The sequence below is a fragment of the Pseudochrobactrum sp. B5 genome (assembly GCF_001939785.1).
In the GTDB taxonomy this organism is placed as follows: Bacteria; Pseudomonadota; Alphaproteobacteria; order Rhizobiales; family Rhizobiaceae; genus Pseudochrobactrum; species Pseudochrobactrum saccharolyticum.
On the sequence record NZ_MOYL01000002.1, the window covers coordinates 618531 to 637591 of the forward strand.

At 52.0% G+C, this 19061-nt stretch carries 15 protein-coding genes; 10 read left to right on the forward strand and 5 right to left on the reverse strand.

The features are described from left to right. Window positions 1–129 precede the first annotated feature (129 nt). The 4 genes from BKD14_RS09490 to tpiA form a co-directional block, all read right to left on the reverse strand. Window positions 130–1758: a CTP synthase gene (locus BKD14_RS09490; protein WP_022712419.1), complete on the reverse strand. Its 1629-nt coding sequence runs from the start codon at window positions 1756–1758 to the stop codon at window positions 130–132. Window positions 1759–2118: 360 nt separating this feature from the next. Continuing rightward, entirely contained in the window at window positions 2119–2769 is a 651-nt protein-coding gene (locus tag BKD14_RS09495; protein ID WP_022712420.1) for a L,D-transpeptidase, read from the reverse strand. Between the two features lie 229 nt (window positions 2770–2998). Continuing rightward, window positions 2999–3382: a preprotein translocase subunit SecG gene (secG, locus tag BKD14_RS09500; RefSeq protein WP_075655448.1), complete on the reverse strand. Its 384-nt coding sequence runs from the start codon at window positions 3380–3382 to the stop codon at window positions 2999–3001. A 112-nt stretch (window positions 3383–3494) separates the two neighbouring features. Next, window positions 3495–4259, reverse strand: a complete 765-nt coding sequence (gene tpiA / locus BKD14_RS09505; protein WP_075655450.1) for a triose-phosphate isomerase — start codon at window positions 4257–4259, stop codon at window positions 3495–3497. Window positions 4260–4551: 292 nt separating this feature from the next. Between tpiA and BKD14_RS09510 the strand changes: the two genes are divergently transcribed. The 6 genes from BKD14_RS09510 to lexA all read left to right on the forward strand — a co-directional run bounded on the left by BKD14_RS09510 (window position 4552) and on the right by lexA (window position 10978). Further along, window positions 4552–6441 carry a SurA N-terminal domain-containing protein gene (locus BKD14_RS09510; RefSeq protein WP_022712423.1) on the forward strand — a complete coding sequence of 630 codons (1890 nt, stop codon included), beginning with the start codon at window positions 4552–4554 and terminating at the stop codon, window positions 6439–6441. A gap of 53 nt (window positions 6442–6494) precedes the next feature. Next, a complete protein-coding gene (trpD, locus tag BKD14_RS09515) occupies window positions 6495–7517 on the forward strand; it encodes an anthranilate phosphoribosyltransferase (protein WP_075655452.1) in 1023 nt (340 codons plus the stop codon). A gap of 1 nt (window position 7518) precedes the next feature. Further along, a complete protein-coding gene (trpC, locus tag BKD14_RS09520; protein WP_075655454.1) occupies window positions 7519–8316 on the forward strand; it encodes an indole-3-glycerol phosphate synthase TrpC in 798 nt (265 codons plus the stop codon). A 3-nt stretch (window positions 8317–8319) separates the two neighbouring features. Then, entirely contained in the window at window positions 8320–8796 is a 477-nt protein-coding gene (gene moaC / locus BKD14_RS09525; RefSeq protein ID WP_075655456.1) for a cyclic pyranopterin monophosphate synthase MoaC, read from the forward strand. 32 nt (window positions 8797–8828) lie between these two features. After that, window positions 8829–10049, forward strand: a complete 1221-nt coding sequence (gene glp / locus BKD14_RS09530) for a gephyrin-like molybdotransferase Glp (RefSeq protein WP_075655458.1) — start codon at window positions 8829–8831, stop codon at window positions 10047–10049. Between the two features lie 206 nt (window positions 10050–10255). Next, complete coding sequence (gene lexA, locus BKD14_RS09535; protein ID WP_075655460.1) at window positions 10256–10978, forward strand: transcriptional repressor LexA; 723 nt, start codon at window positions 10256–10258, stop codon at window positions 10976–10978. 200 nt (window positions 10979–11178) lie between these two features. On the opposite strand, the gene BKD14_RS09540 is transcribed toward lexA, so the two are convergent. Further along, on the reverse strand, window positions 11179–13722 hold the full coding sequence (locus BKD14_RS09540; RefSeq protein ID WP_075655462.1) for a ComEC/Rec2 family competence protein: 2544 nt from the start codon (window positions 13720–13722) through the stop codon (window positions 11179–11181). A gap of 257 nt (window positions 13723–13979) precedes the next feature. On the opposite strand from BKD14_RS09540, the gene gltX reads away from it, so the two are divergent. From gltX to msrQ, 4 genes are all read left to right on the forward strand, one after another. Further along, window positions 13980–15398 carry a glutamate--tRNA ligase gene (gltX, locus tag BKD14_RS09545; protein ID WP_075655464.1) on the forward strand — a complete coding sequence of 473 codons (1419 nt, stop codon included), beginning with the start codon at window positions 13980–13982 and terminating at the stop codon, window positions 15396–15398. Between the two features lie 381 nt (window positions 15399–15779). Beyond that, window positions 15780–17072: a citrate synthase gene (gene gltA, locus BKD14_RS09550; RefSeq protein WP_022712432.1), complete on the forward strand. Its 1293-nt coding sequence runs from the start codon at window positions 15780–15782 to the stop codon at window positions 17070–17072. Between the two features lie 330 nt (window positions 17073–17402). Continuing rightward, window positions 17403–18356 carry a protein-methionine-sulfoxide reductase catalytic subunit MsrP gene (gene msrP, locus BKD14_RS09555; protein WP_075655466.1) on the forward strand — a complete coding sequence of 318 codons (954 nt, stop codon included), beginning with the start codon at window positions 17403–17405 and terminating at the stop codon, window positions 18354–18356. Window positions 18357–18402: 46 nt separating this feature from the next. After that, window positions 18403–19044, forward strand: a complete 642-nt coding sequence (gene msrQ, locus BKD14_RS09560) for a protein-methionine-sulfoxide reductase heme-binding subunit MsrQ (protein WP_083647023.1) — start codon at window positions 18403–18405, stop codon at window positions 19042–19044. Window positions 19045–19061 lie beyond the last annotated feature (17 nt).

Genomic DNA, 19061 nt, shown 5'->3' on the forward strand with positions numbered 1-19061 from the left:
TGGCGCAGGTAAATTTGCGCAGAAAACCGCAGCGCGGTTTCATTTTCAGCATATGGACATTGCAAACCGCAATATCCAGTCCTTTTGATAAAAGCAAAACGGGCACTGTTAAAGTGCCCGCTTCAGATCTTAAACCAGACGGCTCTGAGTGACCGCTGCCTCGATAAAGGAGGCAAACAGCGGATGCGGCTCAAACGGACGCGATTTCAGCTCCGGATGATACTGCACACCAATGAACCACGGATGATCAGCATATTCGATTGTTTCCGGCAGAACACCGTCAGGTGACAGGCCGGAGAAGGTCAGACCGGCTTTTTCAAGTTTTTCCATGTAGTCAATATTGACTTCATAGCGGTGACGATGACGCTCATGAATATCTGTCGAGCCATAAATATCAGCAATACGGGTGCCGCTTTTCAGCATGGATTCATAGGAACCCAGACGCATCGTACCGCCGAGATCACCGGACGCAGAACGCTTCTCCAGCATATTGCCTTTGAGCCATTCCGTCATCAGACCGACAACCGGTTCCTTCGCAGGACCGAATTCTGTAGAAGAAGCATCTTTGATCCCGGCGAGATTACGCGCGGCTTCAATACATGCCATCTGCATACCGAAGCAGATACCGAAGTAAGGAACTTTATGCTCACGGGCAAATTTTGCCGCGAGAATCTTGCCCTCGGCACCACGCTCGCCAAAGCCGCCCGGCACCAGAATGCCGTGAACTTTTTCGAGATAAGGTGCAGCGTCTTCGCTCTCGAACACTTCCGCTTCGATCCAGTCGAGATTGACTTTCACACGGTTGGCAATGCCGCCATGGGTCAGAGCTTCGATCAGCGATTTATAGGCTTCTTTCAGGCCGGTATATTTACCGACAACTGCAATAGTAACCTCACCTTCCGGATTATGGATACGATTGGCAATTTCTTCCCAACGCTCCATTTGGGGTTTAGGTGCAGGTTCAATGCCGAAAGCTGCCAGAACCTCTGAATCCAGTCCTTCATTATGATAGGCCATCGGCACATCATAAATCGACTTAACATCCAGCGCCTGAATAACCGCGCTCGGGCGGACATTACAGAACAGCGAAAGCTTCTTGCGCTCGGATTCCGGAATTTCACGATCCGCACGGATCAGCAGAACATCCGGAGCAATACCGATAGAACGCAGTTCTTTCACCGAATGCTGTGTCGGCTTGGTTTTCAGCTCACCCGCTGCCGGAATATACGGCATCAGTGTCAGGTGAATATAAACGGCAGTGTTGCGCGGCAATTCGTTGCCGAGCTGACGGATGGCTTCCAGAAACGGCATTGCTTCGATATCGCCGACTGTGCCGCCGATTTCGCAAAGCACGAAATCATAATCCTCATTACCTTCCGTAATGAAGTTTTTGATCTCATCCGTTACATGCGGAATAACCTGAACCGTCGCACCGAGATAATCGCCGCGGCGTTCTTTCTCGATGATGTTCTGGTAGATGCGGCCGGTGGTGATATTGTCCTGCTTTGTCGCAGAACGACCGGTGAAACGCTCATAATGACCAAGGTCAAGATCGGTTTCCGCACCGTCATCGGTCACAAATACCTCACCATGCTGGTAAGGAGACATCGTGCCCGGATCAATGTTGAGATAAGGGTCGAGCTTTCTGATCCGCACGCGGTAACCACGTGCCTGAAGAAGAGCCGCCAGTGCTGCTGCAGCTATGCCTTTTCCAAGGGAAGAGACCACGCCGCCTGTGATGAATACATATCGCGCCATGGGCTTATGTCGTTAGACTCTCCTGATTGATTCCGCCACTAAAAAATGACTTTCGTAACGGATTTTTCATTATTCTTAACATTTACCCGTAAAATCCATGAAGGATTTTTTGGCAAAACCCATAATTCACGCAACAACACCACCGTAAGGAATTTTCCTGACAGTGCTGAAATTACAAAACCTGCGTTGATAACGCGCTACGGAAATCTGCTCCGCAGCTCTGAGCAAACAGATAGTGCTTCGACAAACAAATTGCCACTGCTTATTCGCTTGTCCTGAAAAACTTTTTGTAAAACTAAATTTACTTCACAAAAACGCAAAAAGCCGGCCTGAGCCGGCTTTTGTTTTATGTCGGCATAATCAGAGAACGACGACAGTCGCTCCGAGATTTACACGCTCATAGAGTTCCATGACATCTTCATTGGTCATACGGAAGCAGCCATTTGATGCCGAGCTGCCGATTGTCCAAGGCTGAACCGTGCCGTGAATACGGATATAGGTGTCTTTATTGCCCTGAAACAGGTAGAGCGCGCGTGAACCCAGCGGATTACCCAGACCACCGTCCATACCGTTTTTGAAACGGCCGTAATGTTCAGGGCTGCGCTTGACCATGTCTGCGGTCGGAATCCAGCGCGGCCATTCACGCTTGGCATTGATTGTACCGGTGCCCTTAAATTCCAGACCGACTTTACCGACAGCAATACCGTAACGGCGGGCTGTGGTTGGTGTTTCTACCAGATAAAGGAAATATTTTGCCGGATCGACAACGATTGTCCCTACCGGATAGCCCGAAAAGGCAACTGTCTGTGCCTGATATCTCGGATCAATATTATATTTGCCTTTGGCAGCCTTCTGGGTTGTGGCTTTCTTCTTCTCCGGCTTGGCGGCTTTAGCCGTCGTATCCGTTGATGCGGCCGCAGCAGCCGTCTGGGCGGCAGCCTGACCGGTGAGAGCGGAGAAACTTAAGCACAAACCGGCAAAACCGGCGATGAGAACACGGGATGAAATCATGGGGCTTTCTCAAAACACTCTTTTATGTCTCATCAAAACGATGAGCCGAAGATGAGGTGTAAACAGGTTGCTTGCTGATAGGCCAAACTCACTGATCTCTCAACGGGCAATATGTTACCCACAAGCTAATCCCGTCGTCTATGGCAAGCCTGCAACACTTTTATTGCAAAACCTTTAAAATAAAAAAGCCTCCGCGAAGGAGGCTTTTTATCATTCATAAATCCGGCTCTTACTGTGAGCTCGGAACCGGGCTTGCCGGAGTGGCAGGCTGTGCCGGTGTGCTTTCCGGTGTTGTTGTACCACCGCCAAGTTGATCCAGAATACCGTTGCCGCCTGCAGGTGCAGTCTGCGAGCTGCCGGCAGGGATACGGTTGAGAATATCTGTCGGACGTTCGCCGTTCATAGCAATAATGCCCAGAAGCAGCGAAGTTGCAAAGAAACCTGCGCCCAGAATTGCAGTTGTGCGGGTCAGAGCATTGGCTGCACCGCGCGCAGTCATGAAACCTGAACCACCACCGATACCAAGACCACCACCTTCGGAACGCTGAATCAACACAACGCCGACAAGTGCGAGAACGATCAGGAGATGTATAACAATAAGAACGGTTTGCATGGGTTTCCGGACTGCTTTCTTATAGGAGTAGAAACGGCTTTCTACACGGATTTATCCGACAATCCAACCCCCTGCAACCGAATGCTTGCAAGGGATTGATATTTATTCAAATTCAGAGCACGCGATAGGCGTCGCAAATTGCGAGGAAATCTGTGGCTTTCAGGCTGGCACCGCCGACAAGCGCGCCATCCACATCAGCAACACCGAGCAATTCAACAGCATTATTCGGTTTGACCGAACCGCCATAGAGCAGACGCAGATGCGCACCTTTGGCACCGAAACGCTCAATCAGCTTCGAGCGGATGAAAGCATGTACCGTGCGCACATCCGAAACGGTTGGTGTCAGGCCGGTGCCGATTGCCCAGACAGGCTCATAGGCAACAACGGTATTTTCCGGTGTCACACCTTCAGGCAGCGAATCTGCGATCTGCTGACCAACGATTTCAAGGGTCTGATCAGACTGCTTCTGTTCAGCGGTTTCGCCAACGCAGACGATCGTAGTCAGGCCGGCTTTCCATGCGGCCTGTACTTTGGAGCAAACGGCTTCACTGGTCTCATGATGATCTGTGCGGCGTTCGGAATGGCCGAGGATCACATGGCTTGCGCCTGCTTCTTTCAGCATCAGTGCAGAAATATCGCCGGTATGCGCGCCTGATTCTGCTGCATGGCAATCCTGACCGCCAACGCCGATAGCATCGGTTTCCGGTGTGGCCGCAGCACGCGAAATAAGAGTGGAAGGTACGCAGATCACTACATCGAACTTGCGGCCGATATCCGTGCTGAGATTGGCAGCGATTGCACGCAGTTCACCCAGCTGCTCGCCGGTGCCGTTCATCTTCCAGTTACCCGCAACAAGCGGACGTATTTCCGGGGTCATTACACCCTCCTCACCAATGATTTCAGCCGCATTGCATAGCGGCTTCTGACACGGCCTCGCCGGCTTAGACCGGTGCGGCAGAGCCGGTTCGTGCCCAAAACTGAAACCGCTCTAGCAAATTCAGACCTGAAAGCAAATCCCCAAACGCATCGCTCAACATGGCTTTAACGGCAATAATGCCACAATTCTTTTCGTTCTTAGTGCCCTGAAGGCAGGTTTCCGTTTGACTGCATTATCATCGGCGGCTATCCCCTTATTTAACAAAGTGAGTTTACTCCACAAAGGTACTTCTATGCTTGACAGCTTGCGCACTGCATCCAAATCATGGGTCTCGAAATTCTTTCTCGGTCTTCTCGTCCTCTCTTTTGCAGCATGGGGTATCGCAGATGTGTTCCGTGAAGGTTTCAGCGGCAATGCTGTTCTGGAAGCCGGAGGCTCATCCGTATCGCCGACTGAATATCGTCTGGCCTATGACCGTCAGGTGATTGCTGTTTCCAACCAGCTGCGTCAGCAGCTGACCCGTGATCAGGCTAAAGCGCTCGGTATTCCGTCACAGGTAACGGGCCAGCTGGTTGCAGGCGTTCTGCTTGATGAACAGGCGCGCCAGATGGGACTGGGCATGTCTAAAGATCACCTCGCCCGTCTCACCGGTGAAGATCAGGCATTTCTGGATTCCAGCGGCCGCTTCTCCAATAACCAGTTTAACGCAGTGCTGCGTCAGGCCGGTATGAGCGCGCAGGACTATTTCAACAGCCGCACCAAATATGCGCTGCGTCAGCAGATCGTTGAAGCTGTGTCAGACGGCATGAGCGCACCGGACACATTGTTCAAGGCGCTGGCGCTTTATGACGGTGAAAGCCGCACGGTTGATTACATCACCCTTACTCAGGAAAAAGCCGACACAATCGCGACACCTGATGATGCTGAGCTGAAAAAATGGTATGATGGCCATCTCGGCAATTACCGCGCACCGGAATATCGCAAAGTCAGCTATGTACCGCTTGAAGCGCAGGACATTGTCAACGAAGCCGATGTTATGCCGGAAGAGATTCAGGAATATTACAAAAAGAACATCGCCCGTTTCTCGACTGAAGAAAAGCGTACTCTTGAGCAGCTGAATTTCGCCAATGAAGAGGAAGCAAAAGCGGCTTCGGATAAAATCAAATCCGGCACCAGCTTTGCTGATCTCGTTACCCAGAGCGGCAAAAAGCCAGAAGATGTTAAACTCGGCACATTTGTAAAAGGCGATCTGCCGGATGCAGTGATTGCTGATGCGGCTTTCGCTCTGCCTGCCAATGGTACAAGCGATGTTGTAAAAGGCGCATTCGGCCCTGTGCTGCTGCATGTCAGCGCAATTGAGCCTGCAGCTGTGAAAACAGAAGCAGAAGTTGCACCGGAAATCCGCAAAACTCTGGCTCTGACACAGGCGCTGACCTCGCTGAATGCGGTTCATGACTCGTTTGAAGAAGAACGCGGCAATGGTGCAACGCTGGCGCAGGCTGCTGAAAAGCTGAAACTTAAAGTTAAAACCGTTGAAGCTGTTGATGTGAACGGCAATGCTCCGGACGGTAAGCCGGTTGCTGATCTGCCGCAGCTGCCTTCCTTCCTGACCTCTGTTTACCAGTCGGATCAGGGCATTGATAATGATGCACTGCCAACTCCAACCCGTGGTTATATCTGGTATCAGCTGGATGGCGTGACACCTGCCCGCGACAAAACATTTGATGAAGTCAAAGATCAGGTTGCAGCCGAGTGGAAACAGGATGAAGCAGCAAAGCGCCTGACAGCCAAAGCTGAAGAGCTGCGCAAGCGTCTTGAAGCCGGTGAAACTCTGGATGTTCTTGCTCAGGAAGCCGGCGTTGAAAAACAGACCAAGCGCGGCCTGACCCGTACGGCTACAGATTCTGAACTGTCAGAGGCTGCGGTTGCGCAGATCTTCGGCGGCGCAGAAAATCTCACAGGCGTTGCAAGCGGCATCAATAAAGAAACTCAGATCCTGTTCAAAGTGATTGAGACAACCGAGCCTGCCGGTGTCAGCGCGGAAAGCCTGCCTCAGGGCACACGCGATGCGATTTCCTCACGCATTGGTGACGACCTGCTGGAACAGCTGGTTGGCCGTCTGCAGAGCGAATATCCGGTTAAAATCAATCAGACCCTGATGGATCAGGCTCTGTCCTTCTAACGCCTTCTCACCTTTGAAGGCAGGCGGAGCCTCACTAAAGATTCGAGTACACTATGTCAGATTTCAAAAGCTACATTGCCAAAGCTGTTACAGGCACACCTTTAACTCAGGCGGAGTCCAAAGCAGCGTTTGACATTATGATGTCCGGTTCCGCCACCCCTGCCCAGATCGGCGGTTTTCTGATGGCTCTGCGCATGCGCGGTGAAGCCGTTGCGGAAATTGCAGGCGCTGTAGAATCAATGCGGGCGAAAATGATCCCCGTTGATGCACCTGCCGGTGCAATTGATATTGTCGGCACCGGCGGCGATCAGTCCGGCTCTTATAACGTGTCCAGCTGTGCAGCTATTGTGACTGCGGGTGCAGGCGTGATCGTTGCCAAACATGGTAACCGCGCTTTGTCCTCACGCTCCGGTGCGGCAGATACACTGGCAGAGCTCGGCATTAATATTGAGGCCGATCCGGCAACAATCAGCCGCTGCATTCATGATGCAGGTCTCGGCTTTATGTTCGCGCCGATGCATCATTCTTCAATGCGCCATGTCGGCCCTGCCCGTGTAGAGCTTGGCACCCGTACAATTTTCAATCTGCTCGGCCCGCTCGCCAATCCGGCTGGTGTTAAGCATCAGCTCGTCGGCGTTTTCTCCCGCGACTGGGTACTGCCGATCGCTAAAGTGCTGAAAGAACTCGGTTCAGATCATGTCTGGGTTGTTTATGGCGATGGTCTGGATGAAATGACCACCGCAGGCACCACCAATATTGCAGCGCTGCATAATGGTGAAATCACCGAATTTGAAATCACACCGGAAGAAGTCGGCCTGAAGCGCGTTGCTTTTGACGCTCTCAAAGGCGGCGATGCCCAGCATAATGCAGCAGCCCTGCTGCGCGTACTTGGCGGTGAAGCCGGTGCTTATCGCGATATCGTGCTGCTCAATGCAGGTGCTGCACTGGTGATTGCCGGTAAAGCCAAAGATATCAAAGAAGGTATTGCCCTTGCTGCACAGTCGATTGACAGCGGCGCGGCCAAAGCCAAACTCGATCAGCTGATTGCTGTATCGAACAGCAAGACAAGTGAATAAAATGACCGATATTCTCAAAAAGATCGAAGCCTATAAGCTTGTTGAAATTGCAGAAGCCAAAGCCCGTTTGCCATTGGCAGATGTTAAGAAGGCTGCAGCCGATCAGCCACCTGCCCGTGGTTTCCTTAAAGCATTGGAAGCAAAGCAGGCTGCCGGTTCTTTCGGTCTGATTGCGGAAATCAAAAAAGCCAGCCCGTCCAAAGGTCTGATCCGTCCGGATTTTGATCCGCCTGCATTGGCAAAAGCCTATGAAGATGGTGGTGCGGCCTGTCTTTCTGTTCTGACAGATACACCAAGTTTTCAGGGCGCACCGGAATTCCTGCAACAAGCGCGCGCTGCCTGCTCTCTTCCAGCGCTGCGCAAAGACTTTCTGTTTGATCCTTATCAGGTCTATGAAGCGCGTCATTGGGGTGCGGATTGCATTCTCATCATCATGGCAAGCGTTGATGATGCTATGGCTAAAGAGCTGGAAGACACCGCCTTTTCGCTCGGCATGGATGCACTGATTGAAGTGCATGATGAAGCGGAGATGGAACGGGCGCTCAAATTGTCGTCACGTCTGCTCGGCATCAACAATCGCAACCTGCGTACTTTCGAAGTCGATCTCGCAGTATCTGAGCGTCTGGCAGCCATGGTGCCGGATGACCGTCTTCTGGTTGGTGAAAGCGGTATCTTCACGCATGATGATTGCCTGCGTTTGCAGAAATCCGGCATCTCCACCTTCCTGATCGGTGAAAGCCTGATGCGCCAGCAGGATGTGGCCAGTGCAACCAGCAAACTCCTGACCGGCAAAGAGTAAGCTATGAGCAAGCTGACACATCTCGATGAAAGCGGCGCTGCGAATATGGTCGATGTCGGCGACAAAGCCGAGACTGTGCGCATTGCCACGGCTTCGGGCTGTGTCACTATGCACAAGCAGACGCTTGAGCTGATCCTTTCCGGCAATGCTGCCAAAGGCGATGTGATCGGCACCGCCCGTCTTGCCGGTATTATGGCTGCGAAAAAGACCTCTGATCTTATTCCGCTTTGCCATCCATTGATGCTGAGCAAAGTCTCGGTTGATATCGAGCCGGATGAGACATTGCCTGGTTTGCGGGTCAGTGCAACCGTCAAACTCACCGGCAAAACCGGTGTGGAAATGGAGGCACTCACGGCTGTCTCCGTCGCCTGCCTGACGATTTATGATATGGCAAAAGCTGCAGATAAAGGCATGATCATCGGCAATATCGCCGTCGACAGCAAAACCGGCGGTAAATCCGGTGACTGGCAGCGCTCTTAGCATATCGCTCTTATTTTTACGGGGTAGATTTCATGGCATTATTACCGGTTGACGAAGCATTGCGGCTTTTGCTGGCGGATAAAATGCCTTCCGGCCATGAGCAAGTTGCTCTGCATGAAGCCGGTGACCGTGTTCTCGCCACGTCAATCTTTGCCTCTTTCAATCAGCCGCCTTTTGATGCCTCGGCTATGGACGGCTATGCCATTCGCTTTGCCGATGCAGAACAGCTGCCGGTGACACTGAAAGTCATCGGCGAATCTGCTGCTGGCAAAGGCTTTGACGGTACAGTCCGATCCGGTGAGGCTGTGCGTATTTTCACCGGTGCGCCAATGCCTGCCGGTGCTGACACGATTGTCATTCAGGAAGACACGCAGCAGGAAGGCAATCTGGTCACATTGTTACGGGATGTGGACAAAAACCGTCACATCCGTTTCAGCGGACTGGATTTCAAAGACGGCGAATGCTTGCTGCAAACGGGTCATCTGCTTGATCCGGCATCGCTTTCCTTGGCTGCAGCGTCCGGCCATGCGCAATTGCAGGTCTATAAACGCCCTAAAACAGCTATTCTTGCTACCGGCAATGAGCTGGTGCCTGCGGGGACTGTTCCTGCGGCAGATCAGATCGTCAGCTCCAACAGTTATGGTGTCGCAGAAATTATACGGCGCAATGGCGGCACGGCAGATGATCTGGGTATTGTGCCGGATGATCTGGCACTTATCGAACAATCCATTCGCAATGTTGCAGCTTCGGATGCCGATATTCTGATTACGCTGGGCGGCGCATCCGTCGGCGATCATGATCTGGTGCATAAAGCACTGACCAATTGCGGCGTTGAACTCGGCTTTTACAAAATCGCCATGCGTCCGGGCAAACCGCTGATGTTCGGCCAGCTGGAACGCGAAGGCAAAGTGCCCCTGCTCGTTCTTGGTCTTCCAGGCAATCCGGTTTCCAGTCTCGTCTGTTCCTATGTGTTTCTGGCGCCGCTGGTTGCGCGTCTGGCAGGCAAAGCCGCGACCACCTATATTGCCAGCGCCAGACTGGCACAGGACATGGCTGCCAATGGCAACCGCCGCGATTATGCCCGCGCAGCACTAACCCGCAACAGCGATGGCGAGTTACTGGCAACGCCCCTGCCGGTGCAGGATTCTTCCATGCTGACCGTTATTACCCGTGCGGATGCTTTGCTGATCCGTGAGCCTTTTGCTGAGGCAGCCAAAGCCGGTGATCGCTGTCAAATCCTGATGATACGCTGAAATCCTTTAAACAATCGGATTAATCACTTTTAAAGCCTTGCAGAACAATACTGGAACATATAGTGTTCGTTCTGGGTTTGTTTTAAAAATTGATTCTCGCAACCGCGCCCCGTGCATGCGGTAATGCGTTTAGTCCGCACGACTTCATTATCTGCCACCATAATTTCAGTAATCGGCAGATAATATAAAGGCTTTGGGAGCGTATAATGCTGACGCGTAAACAACATGAATTATTGCTGTTTATCCATGACCGCCTGAAGGAAAGCGGCATTCCCCCTTCGTTTGACGAGATGAAAGAAGCGCTCAATCTCGCTTCCAAATCCGGTATTCACCGTCTGATTACTGCTCTGGAAGAACGCGGCTTTATCCGCCGCCTGCCAAACAGAGCGCGTGCGCTTGAAGTTGTGCGTCTGCCGGACTCGATTGCACCAGGTCTCAACAGCCAGAAGAAATTCTCACCAAGTGTCATTGAAGGCGATCTCGGCAAAAAGAATGTCACCGAACTGCCTAAAAAAGCAGCGCCTGCGACAGAATCTGAGGCACCTGCCGGTATAAGCGTTCCTGTGATGGGACGTATTGCAGCCGGTGTACCGATTTCTGCGATCCAATCCCAGACCCATATGATTACCCTACCGCCGGAAATGCTTGGCAGCGGTGAGCATTATGCGCTGGAAGTTAAAGGCGACTCGATGATCGAAGCCGGTATTCTCGATGGCGATACAGTGATTATCCGTCGTGGTGATACCGCCAATGCCGGTGAAATCGTTGTGGCTCTGGTCGATGATGAAGAAGCAACACTGAAACGCTTCCGCCGCAAAGGCGCATCTATTGCGCTTGAAGCTGCCAATCCGGCCTATGAAACCCGTATTTTCGGTCCTGACCGCGTACGCGTTCAGGGCAAGCTGGTTGGTCTGGTACGCCGCTACTAATATGCTATCGAGGCGAAAACCGGCATTACTGCCGGTTTTCGACTTCAGACGGTTCATTGCTCCTGCTGCCCTTTCTTGCATGGGCAATAACGGGTCATTTTAAGTATTGCGCCTCATGACACAAATAGTACCCTACAAGCTATGTTTCGCTGCGATTACACAGTTATAATCTCAGGCACCCTAGACAGACGTAACAATCCTTATTTCGGATCTTCCAGATTGCGAGCAGCACGAGACCAGAGGCGGTAGCTATGCCAAGGTCGTTGCGGCTCTCCCACTGCAAAAACGACCTGAGCCTGTTCCGGCCGATATGCCAAACCAGTTTGATGTACTTGTGTTCCAGAAACAGAGCTTTGCAGCATATCTGAAGTATGACTTTGTGCTGTGTCTGTATATCTGCGGCTATCCGGTTCCAGATAAATCTCTGCCACGCCTCGTAGTGCCAGCTGCTGGCGGGTGATGATGGCAGGGGCATTTTGCGTCACTGTCCCTGTAATATTGCCGGCTTTTCTATCGGGGCAAGACAGGTTTCCCGCATAAGCGAGAACGATAATATCGCCGATAGTACAGGCAATATCTGCCGCAGGCCGGTTTTCTGCATAGACCAGCACCTGCCCGTTTTGCAGATCAAAACTGCATAACCCGTCCTCACAGACAAAACCTTCTGAACTTGCCGCGCTGCTTGTATCCGGCATTTTAACCTCATGAATTCTATAGGCCTTGCGCCAGTTATCGACTGTGAAGGCAGCCGGTCGTGCACGGTTTACATAGAGACTATTGTTCTGACGGACTGCAACCAGTCTGGCATCTTCCGAGATAATAATATCCGGTAAAGTATTCATACTCAGCACAATCCCGCCAGCCACGAGAAAGAACAGCGATATCAGCCGCAAATGACTGGTGAAGATCATCGCCGAAAGCATTGCCGCCGTCCAAAGCAACAATACAGGCACGGGCAGCAGGCCGGGGATCAGATCAGGGGAAAGCCCGGCAACAAAATGCGCAATCCATTTAACCAGCTCAATGCCTTTCCCCATCACTTGCAAAGGCAGCCATTCCAGTCCTAAAGGCATCAGCAGCAGAGACAGCACCGCAAAAGGCATAATCAGCACCGAGATCACCGGCAATGCCAGTGCATTTCCCAGCATTCCCAGTGGTGCCATATTGTTAAAATGAAAGGCTGCAAAAAGCCCGCTGGCAGTACCTGCTAAAAGAGAAGTCGCCGCAATCCCGCCAAGCCAAATCCTGAGCTTACCCCCCAATGTCGTCTGCCTTTTCGCTTGTTCGTTGTTTTGTCTCTTGCGCAATTTCCACCACGCAAAACCTGCAATCAGCGCACCGGTTGCCGAATAAGACATCTGAAAACTAGGCCCCAGAATTTCATGCGGTGTCACAAAAATACTGAACAGCGCTGCAATCGCCAGATTGCGCAAGGTCAGAGCTTTACGATCTAAAATCACCGCACAAAGCATCACGGCCAGCATGATAAAACTACGCTGTGCCGCCACATCTGCACCCGACAAAGCCAGATAAAAACCCGAAGAAAACAGCGAAATCAATGCGGCGATTTTCTTCACCGGATAATACAGCGCTAAAGACGGGAACAGTCCGGCAATGCCACGCAGGCTCACCATGACAATTGCTGCTGCCAGCGCCAGATGCAGGCCCGAAATTGAGAGAATATGCGCCAATCCTGCAATGCGCAGCGCCTCATTGGTTGTCTCGCTGATCCCTGCCCGCTGGCCGGAGATCAGCGCTGCGGCCACCGCCCCCTCTTCACCGGACAGTGCCTGCATAATCCGCCCGCCGATCATTGCCCGCAACTGACCGGTCAGTGCCTCAACGGATGCAGTCCAGCTCTTTAATACTGCATCACCGGCAAATTCACCATCAACCAGTTTCGGCACGCCGAGATAGAAGCCATTACCGCCAATGCCGCGAAAATATCCATGAAATGCGAAATCATATTGCTCGGAACGTACCGGCCCGCCATGGGGACGCAATCGCACCGCCCCTTTCAGAACAGAACCGGTTTCAGCCTGTGCAGGTAAGTCACGGGCAGAGAGCCGCAACCGCTGCGGCGCAAAGCGCAGATGCGGTTTTTCCGTTGTCAGCACATCGGCAACAATACGCCAGCGTCCGGCTTTGCCATTGTCTTCAGCCTCCTGCTCGAGCGAGACAATCCGCGCCGTCAGAGTGGTTGAAACAGAACTGCCAAGCATTTGCGTTGCATAGCGCTGCGTCTCCCATTTCGCAGCCAGCATACCAGTCACAAATGCTAATATCAGCACAAGGCTGACACGCCTTATCAGCGTGTCACGCAGTAAAAACAGCAGCCAGCCGAACAGACATGCCGGTACAAACAGCTCGATCCAGTATGGTTCGGCCTTCAGGGAAAAATAATGAACCGCCCCTGCGCCACTCGCAACGGCCAGCAGCAGGAAAACCGTTCCGCGTTCATATTCAAATAGCAGAGCATCACAGATAGCATCCAGAAAACGCTGCCAATATTTCCGCAGATTGAACCGGATAATCAGTGACCGCTTCCGTCCGCTATAAACAGCACCATCATCGGGTATAATCTCTGCATCCGGCACCGGAGCAAAACCGAGCATGAATTGCTCGGCAGTTAATCCGCTGTTATGTTTCGTCCGGACAGCCGTGCTCTCTGCCCCGCCATCATCATGACGGGACTCAGTCTTGCTTGCCTGATGGCCACATTCACCGCCATAACCATTCGCCATGCTGTCTGAATTGCCCCCGCACCTGACAGCTGCACAATTATACGTCCAAAACAGTCCATTTCACGCAGGAATCTTGCATCGAGCGGCGTTAAACACCGGTTCTGCGCTTTGATTTTTGCATCAAGTCTTGCACGTTGTGCTGCCTATGCTACATGAACAGCACAAGAAATCGAGAGGCGGCCAGTTACATTCTTTAGCCGATATATTCGGATATAAGCGTAAGATCCTGTAACCTTGCCGCAGATACGGAGCGACCGATGTCATCACCCGTTATTACCCGCTTTGCGCCTTCACCGACCGGCTATCTGCATATCGGCGGCGCACGTACAGCGTTGTTTAACTGGCTTTATTCCAAACATACCGGCGGCAAGATGCTGCTGCGCATTGAGGATACCGACCGCGAGCGTTCCACCGAGGCCGCAACGGCAGCTATTCTTGAAGGTCTGACATGGCTCGGCCTGACATGGGACGGTGATGCCATCTCCCAGTGGGAACGCGCACCGCGCCATCGCGAAGTTGCTGAAGAACTGGTAAAAGCCGGTAAAGCCTATTATTGCTATGCCTCACCGGAAGAACTGGACGCAATGCGTGAACTGGCGCGTGCAGAAGGCCGCCCGCCGCGCTATGACGGCCGCTGGCGTGACCGCGATCCGTCGGAAGCACCGGAAGGTGTGAAGCCGGTTATCCGCATTAAAGCGCCGCGCGAAGGTGAAACCGTTGTGCTGGACGATGTGCAGGGTGAAGTCCGTTTCCCGAACAAGGATCTGGATGATTTCATCATTCTGCGTTCCGACGGCGCGCCAACTTATATGCATGCGGTTGTGGTCGACGATCATGATATGGGCGTTACCCATATTATCCGTGGTGACGACCATCTGACCAATGCTGCCCGCCAGACTGTTATTTATCAGGCAATGGGCTGGGATGTGCCTAAAATGTCCCATATCCCGCTGATCCATGGTGCGGATGGTGCCAAGCTCTCCAAGCGTCACGGTGCGCTCGGCGTTGAGGCCTATCGTGCCATGGGCTATCTGCCTGAAGCACTGTGCAACTATCTGGTTCGCCTCGGCTGGAGCCATGGCGATGATGAAATCATGACCATTGAGCAGATGATCGAATGGTTTGATACCAAAGACATCAACAAAGGTGCATCACGTTTTGACTTCCAGAAACTGGAAGCCATTAACGGTCATCATATCCGCGCCAGCGATTCAGAAACGCTTACCAAAGCACTGATCGATGTTCTGCCTTATATTGAAGGCGGCGCAGAATTGCAGGCTCTGCTGACTGATGAACGCCGTGCGCAGCTTGTTGCAGCAATGCCGGGTCTCAAAGACCGTGCAAAAACACTGGTGGAACTGGCAGACGGTGCGAAATTCCTGTTCGTCTCCCGCCCGCTGCCGCTGGATGAAAAAGCCGCAAGCCTGCTCAATGATGAAGGCCGCGCAATCCTCAAAGATGTATTGCCGAAGCTGGAAGCTGCCGAGTGGAATGCAGATGCGCTGGATGCCGTTGTCCGCGCCCATGCGGAATCAACCGGCCTGAAACTTGGCAAAATTGCCCAGCCTCTGCGTGCTGCCCTCACCGGCCGCGCCACTTCACCGGGCGTTTTTGACGTTCTGGTGGTTCTGGGTCGTGAAGAAGCCCTCGGACGTATTCAGGATCAGGCCGCATAAAGCCTGTCAGAAGCCGTGTTCTTTCAACAGAATGCGGCTTCAAACACGCCCTGAACACAGGAGTGTGATTTTCAAAAACCGGCCTCTGTCGTAAGAATGGCTAATTGACAGAAATTTGTTCAGAAAAAAGCAAATTTCCACATTGCAACCTCCAACATTTACGATAGTTTGAGCCATAAATTTTGCAGGCCGTCATTCACAAATATCATGAATTTTGAGTGACAGCGGCTTAAGGATATTTTTCAAACTGGCAGCGCCGGTAAAAATACCCTAACTGTATGTTTCTATGCATAAGACTAAACCGAAACACCCGTTTTCGGCATTATGCTCCAAATTTACTGCTATCCACGAGCAGTGAGCGCGATGATGAAAGGAACCAGTATGTCTAATACGACAGCGACAATCACGCTAAATGGCAATTCGACCGAATTGCCGGTCCGCAAAGGTACAATCGGACCAGATGTCGTCGAAATCGGCCCGCTTTACAAGAATACAAATTCCTTCACATACGATCCTGGTTTCACTTCAACCGCTTCCTGCGAATCCAAAATCACTTATATTGACGGTGACGAAGGCGTTCTCCTGCATCGCGGCTATCCGATCGAACAGCTCGCCGAACAGGGCGACTTCCTTGAAACCTGCTACCTGCTTCTCTACGGCGAACTACCAACCAAGACCCAGAAAGCAGACTTTGACTACCGCGTGACCCGCCACACCATGGTGCATGAGCAGATGTCGCGCTTCTTTACCGGCTTCCGCCGCGATGCGCATCCGATGGCTATTATGGTTGGCTGCGTTGGCGCCATGTCCGCCTTCTACCACGACTCAACCGACATTACTGACCCGCATCAGCGTATGGTTGCTTCGATCCGCCTTCTGGCGAAAATGCCGACACTGGCTGCAATGGCCTATAAATATCATGTCGGTCAGCCTTTCGTTTATCCGAAGAATGATCTTGATCTGGCTTCCAACTTCCTGCGCATGTGCTTTGCCGTGCCTTGCGAAGAATATAAGGTCAATCCGGTTCTGGCACGCGCTATGGATCGTATCTTCATTCTTCATGCGGATCACGAGCAGAACGCTTCAACTTCGACCGTTCGTCTCGCCGGTTCTTCAGGCGCGAACCCGTTTGCCTGTATCGCTGCCGGTATTGCCTGCCTCTGGGGCCCTGCTCACGGCGGTGCCAACGAAGCTGCATTGAACATGCTGGCTGAAATAGGCTCGGTTGACCGTATTCCTGAATATATCGCCAAGGCAAAAGACAAGAACGATCCGTTCCGTCTGATGGGCTTCGGTCACCGCGTTTACAAAAACTACGATCCGCGCGCCCGCATCATGCAGAAAACCACGCATGAAGTTCTTGGTGAACTCGGCATCAAAGATGATCCGTTGCTCGATGTTGCGATGGAACTGGAAAATATTGCACTGACCGATGAATATTTCATCGAGAAGAAGCTCTATCCGAATATCGACTTCTATTCCGGTATCACCCTGAAGGCTCTCGGCTTCCCGACAGAAATGTTCACTGTTCTGTTCGCCGTTGCCCGTACCATCGGCTGGGTTGCCCAGTGGAAAGAAATGGTCGAAGACCCGCAGCAGAAAATCGGCCGTCCGCGTCAGCTCTATACAGGCTACGCACAGCGCGATTTCGTACCGCTGGCAAAACGCAAATAATCTGTGCCGGATATCTGAGAGCGCTATCTCAGATCAGTATCCGGTTCTTACGACTAGAGCGGTTTACGTCCAGATTGGATCATAGCGCTCGCTCTAGATTTTTTATTTGGTCGCATTATCACGGGCGTCAAGTTGATCCAACTTGACTGTGAAATGCTCTAAAAAGGCTCCTTCGGGAGCCTTTTTTATTGTTTCACAATATTCAAATCTCACAAAGCGCGTTTTATAAACTAAATTCCACCACAGATTTTCTCTAATATATTACCCGATATTAATTCCGCCCTATTCCCCTATAATTGCACTGACATAAGTCAGCAGGGAGCCAGTGCTATGTCTAAGTCATTTTTTAAATCCGGTATCGCATCCTCTGAAATCACCAGTCAGACCTTTTATTTGCGGCGACGGGAATTTATCAAGACAGGCATTGCTGCCGGTATTGGTTTGTCTCTCGGTGGCCTGCTGCCGGATCTTGCCTCAGCCAAAGACAGTGCTGACGGCTTTAAAACCGATGAGACGCTGACACCAAAAGACTCAGTGCTGACCTATAATAATTTCTATGAATTCGGCACAGGCAAATCCGACCCTGCCAGTTATTCCGGCGGTTTCAAACCGCGCCCGTGGACCATCGAAGTCGGGGGCATGGTAGCAAAGCCTGCGACTTTCGACATTGATGACCTGATTAAGACGATGAGCATTGAGGAGCGTATCTACCGGATGCGCTGCGTTGAAGCGTGGTCGATGGTTATTCCCTGGCAGGGCTTTCAGCTGTCAGAATTGCTGAAACGTGTTGAGCCACTGGGCTCTGCTAAATATGTTGCCTTTGAAACAGCTCTGCGGCCAAAAGAAATGCCGGGTGTCGGCGGTGCATTTGCGGTACTTGACTGGCCTTATCGTGAAGGACTGCGCCTTGACGAAGCGATGAACCCGCTCACATTGCTGGCAACCGGTCTCTATGGTGAAAACCTTGCCAATCAGAACGGTGCGCCTGTACGTCTCGTTGTGCCTTGGAAATACGGCTTTAAAGGCATCAAATCCATTGTCAAAATCACACTGACGGACAAAGAACCGGTCACTGCATGGAAGATGCAGAACGCTTCGGAATATGGTTTCTATGCCAATGTTAATCCGGCCGTGGATCACCCGCGCTGGAGCCAGAAGACTGAAACACGGATTGGCAGTGGCAGTTTCTTCTCACCGGACAGGCGCGATACACTGCCATTTAACGGCTATGGCGAGCATGTCGCCCAGCTCTATAGCGGTATGGATCTGACCAAGAATTATTAGAGCGGGAACCGGCATGAAACCAGATATCGCTGCGCAAACCATCGCTATGCCCCGCACAACCGGCAAACAACCAGCTGCACGCAAACCGCCGGTCAAAATTCCCAATAATCCCTGGCTGCGCTGGGGTATTTATGTTGTCGGCCTTGCACCGGCAGCATGGGCATTCTGGCTGGCAGCCACCAATCAGCTTGGCGCGAATCCGGTCAAAGAATTTGAACATGTTCTCGGACTATGGGCACTGCGCTTTTTAGTCCTGACCTTGCTGGTCACACCACTGCGCGATTTGTTCCGGCTGAATTTCCTGCCCTATCGCCGCGCTCTCGGGCTGCTGGCGTTTTATTATGTGGCCATGCATTTCGCGACTTATATCATTCTCGACCGTGGCCTGAACTGGCCGGATATCGTGAAAGATGTAACACAACGCTGGTTTATTATTTTCGGGTTTATCGGCTTTGTCATGCTGATCCCGCTGGCAATAACTTCAAACCAGTGGTCAATCCGTAGGTTGAAGAATAACTGGCAGAACCTGCACCGGCTGATTTATATCATCGCTCTCGCTGGTAGTTTGCACTTTCTGATGTCGGTTAAAAGCTGGCCGCCAGAGCCGCTGATTTACGGCTTGATTATCATTACACTGGTTTTGTGGCGCTTTGTACGCCAACCCTATCTCGCCTATAAAAAAAGCTGACCGGATAATAACCGGTC

Bases quoted from the DNA above. Each gene is read 5' to 3' on its own strand.
- BKD14_RS09490 (WP_022712419.1), bottom strand. From the start codon at position 1,758: ATGGCGCGATATGTATTCATCACAGGCGGCGTGGTCTCTTCCCTTGGA.
- BKD14_RS09495 (WP_022712420.1), bottom strand. From the start codon at position 2,769: ATGATTTCATCCCGTGTTCTCATCGCCGGTTTTGCCGGTTTGTGCTTA.
- secG (WP_075655448.1), bottom strand. From the start codon at position 3,382: ATGCAAACCGTTCTTATTGTTATACATCTCCTGATCGTTCTCGCACTT.
- tpiA (WP_075655450.1), bottom strand. From the start codon at position 4,259: ATGACCCCGGAAATACGTCCGCTTGTTGCGGGTAACTGGAAGATGAAC.
- BKD14_RS09510 (WP_022712423.1), top strand. From the start codon at position 4,552: ATGCTTGACAGCTTGCGCACTGCATCCAAATCATGGGTCTCGAAATTC.
- trpD (WP_075655452.1), top strand. From the start codon at position 6,495: ATGTCAGATTTCAAAAGCTACATTGCCAAAGCTGTTACAGGCACACCT.
- trpC (WP_075655454.1), top strand. From the start codon at position 7,519: ATGACCGATATTCTCAAAAAGATCGAAGCCTATAAGCTTGTTGAAATT.
- moaC (WP_075655456.1), top strand. From the start codon at position 8,320: ATGAGCAAGCTGACACATCTCGATGAAAGCGGCGCTGCGAATATGGTC.
- glp (WP_075655458.1), top strand. From the start codon at position 8,829: ATGGCATTATTACCGGTTGACGAAGCATTGCGGCTTTTGCTGGCGGAT.
- lexA (WP_075655460.1), top strand. From the start codon at position 10,256: ATGCTGACGCGTAAACAACATGAATTATTGCTGTTTATCCATGACCGC.
- BKD14_RS09540 (WP_075655462.1), bottom strand. From the start codon at position 13,722: ATGGCGAATGGTTATGGCGGTGAATGTGGCCATCAGGCAAGCAAGACT.
- gltX (WP_075655464.1), top strand. From the start codon at position 13,980: ATGTCATCACCCGTTATTACCCGCTTTGCGCCTTCACCGACCGGCTAT.
- gltA (WP_022712432.1), top strand. From the start codon at position 15,780: ATGTCTAATACGACAGCGACAATCACGCTAAATGGCAATTCGACCGAA.
- msrP (WP_075655466.1), top strand. From the start codon at position 17,403: ATGTCTAAGTCATTTTTTAAATCCGGTATCGCATCCTCTGAAATCACC.
- msrQ (WP_083647023.1), top strand. From the start codon at position 18,403: ATGCCCCGCACAACCGGCAAACAACCAGCTGCACGCAAACCGCCGGTC.